Here is a 12,390-nt window from a genome sequence, read left to right as displayed (position 1 = left end):
CGCAGCTAATCCTATAAACATTTCGACAATAAAAAACGCTCTCCGACTGGAGAGCGTTTTTTGTTTGATTAATGCACTTTGGCTTGTGAGATTGCGTTCATCAAAGCATTAGGTGGCGTTGGCAGCAGCACTTCTAGTTTCGCATTGCGCGCTTCAAGCTTGCGCTGACGCTTAAGTAACTTTTGTTGTTTTTTCGCCACTTTTAGCAACTTCTTTTGCTGCTTATAGTGCTTTTTCAGTGTTTTTTTCGCTTTCTTGAGCGATTTTTTATCCGCTAAATCAAACCATACTGCTGCGTCGGCTCTTACTGGCTCCAGAGATTTTTCGGCTTGTTTTTTCTCTTTCACACGCTCAACAACACGCTTCACAATCGCGGCTTTTTCGTTGCTTTGTTTAGTGGTCACTGGAATCGCTTGTGATGGCAGAGCTTCAACCAATAAGCCACATGCTTGTTGCTCACTCAGTGGCTTGTCTTGGCATTTTTGTGGAGGAATTGCGGCTGGCTTACAAAGGGTATCTTTGGCCGATGAAGAGCGTGCGCAAGAACGACAAACGAATTTTGGTGCGACAACTAAACGATGGATATCACCAAGTTCTGCCGCGATCTGTTTGCGACTCATTTTACATAAACGTTTAGCCATTCTACTACTCCAGCTTCCCAGTTATCGACCGCATCACAACAAGTGAAATAATAATAATTCTTAGTTAGATATACAGTCAGGGAAGGGAATTAGCAAGAGAAAACTATCAATAGAGACGAGGAAAGAGAGGCTGAGTCACAGCACGACACACCGTACTGTGACAAGAAAAGTTGAGCCATCAGGAAGTTATGCCATCGATGCTTTAACGTAGACATCGAAGCGATTTTTTTTCGTTTCAATCGCCATGGTCGGTTTTTTCTCGTTCAGCCAGTTAGCATAGTCTGGGCGTTTAACTACTACACGCTTTGTGGCTAACGCCATGGCTGGTTCTAGTAGGCCATCGGCGTCCAAATCGGCGCCAACCAACGATTGGAAAACGCGCATTTCTTTTTTCACGAGCGCCGACTTCTTTTTATTTTCTGGGTGCGGATACATCGGGTCAAGATACACCACATCTGGCTGGACAAAGTCTTTATCTTGCGCCAATTGTTCCAGCGCATCATGGCTAGAAGCATGGATTAGCGACATGCGCTCAGATACCCAGGTGCCAATTTCGGAGTCTTGTTTCGCTCGAGCCAAGCCATCATCTAACAAAGCGGCTACGACTGGATGGCGCTCGACCATCTGCACTTTACAACCTAGCGAGGCGAGCACAAACGCATCACGACCAAGACCTGCCGTGCCGTCTAACACGGTTGGCGTTGCCCCTTTGTTCAAACCCGCCGCTTTCGCAATTGCTTGGCCTTTACCACCACCGAACTTGCGACGATGACCGACCGCACCACCAATCAAATCCACAAAGATTGCACCCAGCTTTGGCTCATCCACTTTACGTAGCTCCAAACGCTCGGTGGTTAGCACCAAAGCAAAATCGCTATCGTCAGTGTGTGAAAGCTGCCAACGCGCAGCGAGTTCATCAAGATGAGATTGTTGAGACGGGTTTTCACAGATCAATTGCAGTTGCAAAAGGAGGCTCCAATAAAAATCGAGGTAACTGGCGCTGAGTGTATACCTAAGTTACCTATTAATGCTAGGTTGAGCTTGCTACGCAGAGGTTATACAGCCGTCAGTTGCTCCACTAGCTCAGAAAGCGGCTTAGGATGGCCAATACCGTAGCCTTGGCCGTAGTCCACACCGAGGTCTATCAAATGCTGCATGACCTGGTCATTTTCGACAAACTCCGCCACCGTCACTTTGCCTAGTTGCTTCGCCAAGTCATTGATTGAACGAACCATCACGCGGTCCATTTCATTTACGTTGATATCTTGCACGAAAAGACCATCAATTTTCACGATATCGACAGGAAGTTTCTTTAAGTAACCAAATGAAGACAATCCAGATCCGAAATCATCCAATGCAATCATGCAACCCAAAGACTTTAGCTTGGTAAACAGCTCAATGGCTTGATCCAGATTGCTCATCGCCGCTGTCTCGGTGATTTCTAAGCAGATTTTTTCACACGGCAGAGTCGAACTTTCCAATCGCTCCAATAAGAAGTCAATAAACTCTTGATTCCCCATAGATTGACCTGAAAGGTTTATCGAACAGCGACCAAGCTGTTCAATCACCTCAGGACGCTGTTCAAACCACTCTAGCGTTTGAGTAATAACCTGCTTATCAATCCAATGGGCAATGTTGTAGCGCTCGGAAGCAGGGATAAACAGCGCAGGAGAAACATAATCACCGTACCCATTGCGAATACGCACCAAAATCTCAAAATACATTTGAGTCTCGTGCTTTTGTAAGCTTTTTATCGGTTGAGCAAACAGTTCTAAACGTTGATTCGACAATGCCTCATGCACCAAATTGACGCTCTGCATTTCCATCTGACGACGCTGCAACTCTTCGTTATCTAAGCTGAATAGATTATAGCGGTTACGGCCTTGCTCTTTAGCGGCGTGACAAGCAGAGTCTGCTTGAGCATGCACCATTTGTGGCGTATCAGCGGTATGATCGATGATACGGATACCAATTGAGCAACTGATGAACAGGCGTGTGTCTTCCCAAATAAAGAGGTGTTCGCTTAGTGTCGAGATGATCAGTTTGGCAATATTGATGGCGCCATATTCGTCACAGTCTTTGAGTAACACCGCAAACTCATCGCCTCCCATTCGAGCCAAGATGGAATTGTACGGCAGAACGCCTTCCAGCATACTGGCGCAGAATTGAATCGCCGCATCACCTGCATCATGCCCAACCGTATCATTGAGGACTTTTAGTTGATCTAAGTCGAGGTACAACATGGCGTGGACTCGACGATGGCTGTCCACTTCGCACAGTGCGGTCTTAAGCTCTAGTTCAAAATGGTTTCTGTTGTAAGTCCCCGTCAGTAAGTCATAGCGAGCTTGGTATTCCAATTTCTCGGAGAGCAGTTTGGTTTCGGTAATATCTTCGCCCACAATCAGCAGTTGCTCAGATTCACTCAGCGGACGAATATTCTCGCGCACCCAAACACGATGACCATTTGCATGACGATACTCGACTTCACGTCGCCAAACACCATGCACTTGCTGGTTGGGTTGCAATAACACTTGGCGAGGGAACAGCACTTTGTCATCAAAATAGAACTCCCTCAGGCGATGTCCGAGCATGTCCATCGGTTTGTAGCCAAGAAGTAGTTGAGCAAATCGATTCACTTCTTGAATTCGGTTATTGCTATCAAGCGTCACCATCATCACGGGCTGCTGCTCATAATAGTTGCGTAGGGTTGACTCACGTTGGTAGAGCTTGTCCTCCATCAATTTACGACTGGTAATATCGCGCGCTTCAAACAAGTATTGCTTATGATTCCCTACTTGCTGAGAAAAAGGCTTGAGCGAAACTTCTAATACCAAGGCGCCGTGTTCTTTACTCCAAATTTCAGCTTCAAACGTCGACACTTGATGGTGAGGCGCGTGGAAATACTCCTCAAGCAACGCTTGTGCTTTTTCACTCCAGTTGGGGTGAAACCAAAGTGGTCGGTCTAAACGCAGTCCTTGGTGATAAAGTAAGGATTGAAGGTGATCGTTGCCCGATTTAAGCACACCGTTGGCATCCAAAATGCCCATATACTGCATGCTCTGATCGAAAATCGATTCTAGAATAGCCTGGCTTTCTCGCGCAGCGCTCTCACTTCGACGCATCCGCTGTAAATAATAACCCATCAGCAAAATGACCACCGACATCACCACAAACAGGCTACCAAACAGGCGAATTTCCTTGGCAAAACGTTCAGAAAGCTTCATTGGCTTATTAAAAAATACCGCAGAAACCTCTTGTTCAGCCCCCAATCCCCAACGCGCTACCGCTTGGTAATCGAGCTTTATTTCAGAATCACTTTTTTTCACCGCAGGCAGAGGCTGATCAGGGTTATCCAAAACGAACTCAAGCATCTCTGCGCTCTCAATACCATGCCGATAACCACTTTGAATAACCCCTCCAACTGCGCCATGACCCAAACCAATGTCATGCACCATAAACAGCGGCGCGTTTGAGACTTTGTTGACACCAACCCAGTCACGCTCGCTGCCAACCATACCTTGTTTATCTCGGTAATAGGTCCAGAACAAGACGACTTTATCGGAACTCAGTTTTGCGACTTGTTGTTTTAGATCGATGATGCTGTCTGGGACAAGTTGTACGATTTTGTCTCGATATTGCGGGAACTTGAGGACAAAATTGTCGATTTGATAACGCAACACCTCACCGGTCACCGAGTGGTCACTGACGATGAGAACTTGTGTGTAGTTCGGATGTAAGCGCTCAATAAGAGCGAGATTCGCTTCCAAATCGACATCTTCCATGACTCCGGTTGCATTCAGAGAACGATGTAAAGAAGGATGGTAGTTATTAATGCCGTTAAATATAACTGGGGTGTCTTTGATGATTGGGGCTAAACGCTGCATGAGTTCAAGCGCATTGTTATCGCTCACTAAAATGGCATCGAATCGCTCTTTGCGTAATTTCGTAAGATATAAGGATTTTAGTTGTGCAAAAAACTGCTCATTCTGGTTACGTTTCGAGTCTAGATAAAGCACACGCATGTCCAACGCTCGATCGCCCAGCTGTTGCTCGATGCCTCGCTGTATGGAGTCCGTCCAGAAAAAACCCTGATGATAGGAGTGCACGACCAACACCTTCGGATCTGAGGCCGTAGCAAACGCGCTCCAACATAGCGCGGCAATAACCAGAAAACGCTGCACATTATCTCCATAGCTCGGAGTTAACCCGCAGTTACTCCTGCCAAACCTTGTGAATCCTATCCGCTATGAGTATAAAAGGGAGGTAAAACTCTATCCCTAACGGAAATCATAGTATGAATGCGAGCCTGCCGAAACTCGACGACCTTGACCGCGCAATATTAAAAACACTGATGGCTGACGCCAGAACGCCCTACGCAGAAATGGCAAAGCAGTTCGATGTCAGCCCTGCCACTATCCATGTGCGTATCGAGAAGATGAAGTCGGCTGACATCATCGAGGGAACGGAGGTGATCATCAATACCAAAAAGCTTGGCTACGATGTGTGCTGCTTTATTGGTATTAACCTCAATGCAGCTCGTGATTACCACTCCGCGTTAGAAAAACTCAACGCGCTCGACGAAGTCGTTGAAGCTTACTACACCACGGGCGCGTATAACATATTCGTCAAATTGATGTGCAAATCGATTGAAGAGCTGCAATTTGTACTGATCGACAAGCTGCAAGCCATTGATGAGGTTCAGTCCACGGAGACATTGATATCGTTGCAGAACCCGATCAACCGAAACGTAAATCCGTAAAATTTTTTATAAAAACTGTACAAAAAAGGCCAACCGAACGGTTGGCCTTGATGTTTTTTGCTCAATTTACGCCGCAATACCCGAATGGCGCAACAGTGCATCGATTTGTGGCTCGCGGCCACGGAAGCGCTTAAACAGCTCCATTGGCTCTTCACTGCCCCCCATTTCTAGGATGTTGTTCAGGAAGCTTAGACCCGTCTCTTTGTTGAAGATGCCTTCTTCTTCAAAGCGAGAATACGCGTCTGACGACAGCACTTCAGCCCACAGGTAGCTGTAGTAACCCGCACTGTAGCCACCAGCAAAAATATGGCCGAAGCTGTGTGAGAAACGCGCCCACTCAACCGCAGGAACTACCGCGACTTTCTCTTTCACTTTCGCCAGAGTTTCCAGTACACGCGCACCCACTTCAGGGTCATATTCGGTGTGAAGCGTGAAGTCGAACAAGCCGAATTCTAGCTGACGCAAAATACCCATCGCAGATTGGAAGTTTTTCGCTGCGAGCATTTTGTCTAGCATCGCTTTAGGTAGCGGCTCACCTGTCTCATAGTGACCAGAAATGAACGCCAGCGCATCCTCTTCCCAACACCAGTTTTCTAGGAACTGACTTGGTAGCTCAACCGCATCCCAAGGCACGCCATTAATACCTGAAACAGCACCTGTATCAACTTGCGTCAACATGTGGTGGATTCCATGACCAAACTCATGGAATAGCGTCACGACTTCATCGTGCGTGAACAGTGCTGGTTTGTCGCCCACTGGACGGTTGAAGTTACACGTTAGATACGCAACCGGCGTTTGCAGCTCGCCAGATAGCGTAACGCGACGACCACGACAATCATCCATCCACGCGCCGCCACGTTTGTGTTCACGAGCGTAGAGATCTAGGTAGAAACTGCCACGGAGTGTGCCTTCAGCATCAAAGATATCGAAAAAGCGCACGGACTCATGCCAAGTGTCTACGCCTTCGCGCTCAGTAACGGTCATGCCAAACACGCGGTTTAGCACTTCAAACAGACCGCTCACGACTTTTGACTCTGGGAAGTATGGGCGCAGTTCTTCATCCGAAATTTGGAACAGGTGCTGCTTTTGTTTCTCGCTGTAGTAAGCGATATCCCAAACGTTCAGCTCTTCAACACCAAACTCACTTTTCGCAAACTGACGTAACTCTTCGACTTCACGTTCACCTTGCGGTTTCGCTCGTGTCGCTAGGTCATTCAGGAAGCCCAGCACTTGATCCGGCGTTTCAGCCATCTTTGTTGCTAACGACTTTTCACTATAAGTATTGAAACCTAGCATACGTGAAATTTCATGGCGCAGTTTTAGCTGCTCAGTAATGATTTCTGAGTTATCCCATTTGCCTGCGTTTGGACCTCGATCAGAAGCGCGCGTCACGTACGCTTCGTACACTTCTTTACGCAACTCTTGGTTATCGCAGTACGTCATGACAGGTAGGTAAGATGGGATATCTAGCGTAATGAGGTAACCATCTAACTCTTTTGCTTCTGCGGCAGCTTTCGCTGCTGCCAGCGCCGATTCTGGCATACCTGCTAGGTCTTTCTCGTCTGTGATGTGCTTGGTCCAACCCATGGTGGCATCCAGCACATTGTTAGAGAATTTAGAGCTCAGCTCAGACATACGTTTGCTGATCTCGCCGTAACGGTGCTGCTCATCGGATGGCAAACCAATGCCTGATAACTCGAAATCACGCAGTGCATCAGTGATGGTTTTCTGCTGGGCACGAGTTAACGTTGCAAATTCTTCGCTCGCTTTGATGGTTTTGTACGCTTCGTACAACCCTTTGTGCTGACCAACCCAAGTGCCGTACTCTGACAAAATTGGTAGGCAACTTTCGTAAGCTTCACGTAGCTCTTCGCTGTTCACTACCGAGTTCATGTGACCCACTGGCGACCAGATGCGGCTTAAGCGATCATCCGCTTCTTCAATTGGCGCAATCACACTGTCCCAAGTTGGGTGAGCGTTGTCTTGTAGAACTTCATCGATTTTTGCTCGGCAGTCAGCAATCGCTTGCTCAACGGCAGGCTTGATGTGTTCTGGTTTAATTTGAGAAAACGGAGGTAGGTCCGTAAACGTCAGAAGAGGATTAGACATGAATAATTCCTTTTGTGTTTTGACTCTGTGATTGCCTGTCTATTTTGTGTAGATAGGCCAACTCAATGTACAGACGAGCCAGCAACATGGATTGGGGGAGCTCCGTTCCCTTTCTCTATGCCGCGATGACCATCATATAGTCAACCAGCGCTACTCTGTCCTTGAGTCTTGTTATACCTAAATGAAATTTCACACCCTTTTGAGTGCGAGAAACTCACCTAGTTCAATTCGATTACCAATAGTAAGTGTGGGTGACTTAAAGAAATTTCAATAGCGTCCCCTTATCAGAGGAACAGATTTGATTGGAAGTTCTACATCTTTAAGTTACTTGAGTATAATACCGCCATAGAGTGAAAATCACAGACCACACTCAGCCAAAGAGTGTTTCGAGAGTTTAATTTGTTAAGTTACCGCCACAGCTTCCACGCTGGCAACCATGCCGACGTGGTCAAACACATCGTTCAAAGCCTCATTCTTGATGCGCTGAAACAAAAAGATAAGCCATTCGTTTATCACGATACCCACTCGGGTGTGGGCCGTTACGATCTGACTCACGAATGGTCTGAAAAAACGGGCGAATACAAACAAGGCATCGCACGTATTTGGGATAACCCAAGCATTCCTGAAGACATCAAAAGCTACATCGATGCCATTAAAGTGCTCAACAACGGCGAGAAGCTGCGTTACTACCCAGGCTCACCACGTGTAGCGCGCGCGCAAATCCGCCCACAAGATCGCATGGTGCTGACCGAGTTGCACCCGGCCGATCACCCATTGTTAGAGCAAGAATTCCATCGTGATCGCCAAGTGAGCATCTTCAAAGAGGACGGGTTCCAACGCCTCAAAGCAAGCTTACCGCCACAAGAACGTCGTGGTTTGGTGCTGATTGACCCACCATACGAACTCGCGAAAGAGTACCGCGATGTGGTACGAGCGATTCATCAGAGCCATAAACGTTGGGCAACCGGTATCTACGCGATTTGGTACCCAGTGGTAAACCGTCACGACATCGAAGATATGATCGAAGGCTTGGAAGCACTGGGCATTCGTAAAATTCTGCAAATCGAGTTAGGTGTTGCACCAGATACCAACGAGCGCGGCATGACGGCATCCGGCATGATTGTGATTAACCCGCCATGGAAACTGGAAAGCCAGATGAAAGAGATTCTGCCATTCCTGCAAGGCGCGATCGCACCAGCAACTGGCCACTGGAAAGTGGACTGGATTGTGCCAGAGTAAGCACTTCAGTACCGATATCTTCAAGCGCAACGATATTCTCGTTGCGCTTTTTTATGCTCTCACCTTCTCCCTCCAGTCGTGCTTATTCTTCTTTTTGTGCCTCTCATCGCTATTTGTCATAAGTATTGTCGCTTTTTCCCATTTAGGAATTAGTCGAATTCGATTTATGATAGTGGGATAACGGTGGCATTGAGTTCGGACAAGGTCATCCCAATCTATCTATGTACCAGATAAAATTTATAAGCTCTTGGAGAAAGTAATGGCGACTCATTTTGACTATATCTGTATCGGTGGCGGCAGTGGCGGCATCGCATCTGCAAACCGTGCGGCGATGTACGGCGCGAAAGTTGCGCTAATCGAAGCTCAAGACCTTGGCGGTACCTGTGTCAACGTAGGTTGTGTACCGAAAAAAGTGATGTGGCATGGCGCGCAAATCGCAGAAGCAATGAACCTGTACGCAGAAGATTACGGTTTTGATGTCGACGTGAAAGGTTTCGACTGGAGCAAACTGGTTGAGAGCCGTCAGGCGTACATTGGTCGTATTCACCAATCTTACGATCGCGTTCTTGGCAACAATAAAGTAAACGTGATTAAAGGCTTTGCTAAGTTTGTTGACGAAAAAACTGTCGAAGTAAACGGTGAACACTACACAGCAGATCACATCCTGATCGCGGTTGGTGGTCGTCCTACTATTCCAAACATTCCAGGCGCTGAATACGGCATCGATTCAAACGGCTTCTTCGACCTAGCAGAGCAACCAAAACGCGTTGCGGTTGTTGGCGCAGGCTACATCGCAGTTGAAATTGCTGGCGTACTGCACGCGCTAGGTACAGAAACGCACCTGTTCGTACGTAAAGAGTCACCACTGCGTAGCTTCGATCCAATGATCATCGATACATTGGTTGAAGTGATGGACGCAGAAGGTCCAAAACTGCACACCCACTCTGTACCAAAAGAAGTGGTAAAAGAAGCCGATGGCAGCCTAACTCTGCACCTAGAAAACGGTGAAAGCCAAAACGTTGACCAACTGATTTGGGCAATCGGTCGTCACCCAGCAACAGACGCAATCAACCTAGCGTCAACCGGCGTGGCAACGAACGAAAAAGGCTACATCAAGGTAGACGAATACCAAGAAACCAACGTGAAAGGCATCTACTGTGTGGGTGACATCATGGAAGGCGGTATCGAGCTAACGCCAGTAGCAGTGAAAGCGGGTCGTCAACTTTCTGAACGTCTTTTCAACAACAAACCAAACGCGAAGATGGACTACGATTTGGTACCAACTGTGGTATTTAGCCACCCACCAATCGGCACTATCGGTCTAACGACGCAAGAAGCGGAAGAGAAGTACGGCAAAGACAATATCAAAGTCTACACGTCTGGCTTTACGGCGATGTACACCGCCGTTACTAAGCACCGTCAACCATGTAAGATGAAGCTTGTATGTGCGGGCGAAGAAGAAACGGTTGTTGGTCTGCACGGCATCGGTTTCACGGTAGATGAAATGATCCAAGGCTTCGGCGTAGCAATGAAGATGGGCGCAACCAAAGCAGACTTCGACTCTGTTGTGGCTATCCACCCAACGGGCTCAGAAGAGTTCGTAACGATGCGTTAATTACGCGCTAATCGCATTGCTGATTTCAGCGAATCATTTGAAAAGGTCATCTTAGGATGACCTTTTTTTGTTAGCCCATGCTTAACTCGCATTCTCTAATAATGTGCGAATAAACTCGGCTTTAATAGCACTCTCTTGCTTACCATCATGAATCAGACACAAGTCTGCACGCAGTGACTCTTTCAGCTTGATAAAACGAATCCCATGCCAATGATGCTGAGAAAACGTCGACGGCACCAACGTCACGGTATTGCTGTTTGCCACATACGCCATCAAGGTGCTTGGCTCCACCACTTGTTTGCCAATATGGGGTGAAAAGCCTTCTTGCAGACAGGCATTGATGATGAAGTTTGCCGAGGCAGAATTCGCCAAGCTCATAAACGCAAACTCACACGTCTTTAAATCTTGGAGCCGCAGCAAAGATTTGCTGGCTAACTCATGTTGCTCCGACACCGCCACCACAAACACATCTTTGCCCAAAGACACCGACTGATACGGATAAATGTTGAGTGCATCGGCAAAACGTACAATGCCCACGTCGATTTTCTTCTCACTCAGATGCTTCTTTTGCGTCTCTGGGTTGAGGTCAAAAATGTCGGCGTGATAAGTGTCATGCTCAGCATGGAAGCCCTGCAACAGACGATCAAATCCGCCCCAAAATGCGCTACTTACCACACCAACTCGCAAGATATTTCTCTGGTTCAATCCCACTTGCTGCACTTGATTGAGTGAGACATCCAAGGTCTGAAAAATCAGTTGGCATTTGGACTCCAACAATCGTCCGGCCTCCGTCAGCATGACGTTTCTTGAATCACGCTCAAACAGTTTGACGTTAAGCACCTCTTCCAACTCTTTGATGCGATTGCTCAACGGCGAATTGGTGATATTGAGATTCTCAGCCGCCTTAGTGAAATGCTTGGTTTGTGCGACCTCGTAAAAGTAACGCAGCATCTTCAGCGTCACGCGCTCAAATGGTTCTGACTTCATGCATTGAGTCCTAGCGAATTTCATCATCCTCTTTTTAAGGATGATAGTAGCGAATAAAGCAAAGATAACCAGCGCAGAAAGTCACACAATGGAATCAACACACAACCAGAAGGTGACTAACATGAATCACGATCCAGTAATCGGCGCGCTACAAACCATTCGCGAACGAAAACCAAACTTCCAACCTAAAGCGGCGTTTATTTTAGGCTCTGGCTTAGGCGTATTGGCAGACGAACTACAAGACAAAGTGGTCATTCCATACGAAGAGCTCGAAGGCTTTCCGGTTAGTACCGTGCAAGGCCACTCTGGTGAGTTGGTGCTTGGTACCATGGACGGCGTAGACGTAGTGTGCATGAAAGGTCGCGGTCACTACTACGAACACGGCTCAATGAAGGTCATGACCACGCCCGTGCGCACCTTTAAAAAGCTGGGCTGTGAGTTTTTGCTCGTCACCAACGCGGCAGGCTCACTTCGCCCTGAACGCATCGACGTCGGTTCTCTGGTGGTATTTCATGACCACATCAATACCATGCCTGAATCGCCAATGATCGGTCCGAATGATGAAGAGTACGGCCCGAGGTTCTTCAGCCTCGCCAATGCGTACGACAAAGACCTGCGCGCAGAAGCGTTTGAAGTCGGCAAAGCCAATGGCATTCACCTGAATGAAGGTGTGTTTGTCTCTTACACAGGCCCCAACTTTGAGACCGCAGCCGAAATCCGCATGATGCAAATCATCGGTGGTGATGTGGTGGGCATGTCGGTCGTGCCAGAAGTGATTTCTGCGGCGCATTGCGGCTTACCCGTATTGGCAGTATGTGCGATCACCAACATGGCAGAAGGCTTGGGAGATGTAGAATTGTCTCACGCCCAAACATTGAAGTGCGCGAAGCTAGCCGAAGCAGATTTCATTCGCTTTATTAAGCGCTTTATGAAGCATCACTTCTAAAGCCGTTTCATTCCCAAAAGCAAAAGGGTCATCAAGTAACTTGATGACCCTTTTTTGTGTCACGTTTTCTAACGCTCGGGGGTATTTCGGAGCC

General features: G+C 47.6%; 9 protein-coding genes. 4 read left to right on the top strand and 5 right to left on the bottom strand.

Annotation, left to right across the window (positions count from 1 at the left end; all coding sequences use genetic code 11):
* Nucleotides 1-68: 68 nt before the first annotated feature.
* The 3 genes from L3V37_RS08640 to L3V37_RS08630 all read right to left on the bottom strand — a co-directional run bounded on the left by L3V37_RS08640 (nucleotide 69) and on the right by L3V37_RS08630 (nucleotide 4,822).
* On the bottom strand, nucleotides 69-641 hold the full coding sequence (locus L3V37_RS08640; protein ID WP_213871805.1) for a hypothetical protein: 573 nt from the start codon (nucleotides 639-641) through the stop codon (nucleotides 69-71).
* A gap of 186 nt (nucleotides 642-827) precedes the next feature.
* Nucleotides 828-1,607, bottom strand: a complete 780-nt coding sequence (locus L3V37_RS08635; protein WP_053349765.1) for a class I SAM-dependent methyltransferase — start codon at nucleotides 1,605-1,607, stop codon at nucleotides 828-830.
* Nucleotides 1,608-1,696: 89 nt separating this feature from the next.
* Nucleotides 1,697-4,822 (bottom strand): EAL domain-containing protein, encoded by a 3,126-nt coding sequence (locus L3V37_RS08630; RefSeq protein ID WP_213905861.1) that lies wholly within the window; start codon nucleotides 4,820-4,822, stop codon nucleotides 1,697-1,699.
* A gap of 113 nt (nucleotides 4,823-4,935) precedes the next feature.
* Here L3V37_RS08630 and asnC point away from each other — a divergent pair, with 113 nt between their 5' ends.
* Nucleotides 4,936-5,400 (top strand): transcriptional regulator AsnC, encoded by a 465-nt coding sequence (asnC, locus tag L3V37_RS08625; RefSeq protein WP_005389595.1) that lies wholly within the window; start codon nucleotides 4,936-4,938, stop codon nucleotides 5,398-5,400.
* Nucleotides 5,401-5,466: 66 nt separating this feature from the next.
* Here asnC and prlC read toward each other — a convergent pair whose 3' ends face one another.
* Nucleotides 5,467-7,509 carry an oligopeptidase A gene (prlC, locus tag L3V37_RS08620; protein WP_017635033.1) on the bottom strand — a complete coding sequence of 681 codons (2,043 nt, stop codon included), beginning with the start codon at nucleotides 7,507-7,509 and terminating at the stop codon, nucleotides 5,467-5,469.
* Nucleotides 7,510-7,908: 399 nt separating this feature from the next.
* On the opposite strand from prlC, the gene L3V37_RS08615 reads away from it, so the two are divergent.
* Nucleotides 7,909-8,748: a 23S rRNA (adenine(2030)-N(6))-methyltransferase RlmJ gene (locus L3V37_RS08615; protein WP_130544880.1), complete on the top strand. Its 840-nt coding sequence runs from the start codon at nucleotides 7,909-7,911 to the stop codon at nucleotides 8,746-8,748.
* A 259-nt stretch (nucleotides 8,749-9,007) separates the two neighbouring features.
* A complete protein-coding gene (gorA, locus tag L3V37_RS08610; RefSeq protein WP_005379157.1) occupies nucleotides 9,008-10,363 on the top strand; it encodes a glutathione-disulfide reductase in 1,356 nt (451 codons plus the stop codon).
* Nucleotides 10,364-10,444: 81 nt separating this feature from the next.
* Here gorA and L3V37_RS08605 read toward each other — a convergent pair whose 3' ends face one another.
* Complete coding sequence (locus L3V37_RS08605) at nucleotides 10,445-11,350, bottom strand: LysR family transcriptional regulator (protein ID WP_025611398.1); 906 nt, start codon at nucleotides 11,348-11,350, stop codon at nucleotides 10,445-10,447.
* 121 nt (nucleotides 11,351-11,471) lie between these two features.
* On the opposite strand from L3V37_RS08605, the gene xapA reads away from it, so the two are divergent.
* Nucleotides 11,472-12,296, top strand: coding sequence for a xanthosine phosphorylase (gene xapA, locus L3V37_RS08600; RefSeq protein ID WP_237306170.1), 825 nt, complete (start codon nucleotides 11,472-11,474; stop codon nucleotides 12,294-12,296).
* Nucleotides 12,297-12,390: the final 94 nt, after the last annotated feature.

Origin of the sequence: Vibrio sp. D54 (assembly GCF_021728075.1) — a bacterium.
GTDB lineage: Bacteria > Pseudomonadota > Gammaproteobacteria > Enterobacterales > Vibrionaceae > Vibrio > Vibrio alginolyticus.
Note: the sequence above shows the minus strand (reverse complement) of the source record. Positions and strands in the feature narration are given on the sequence as shown.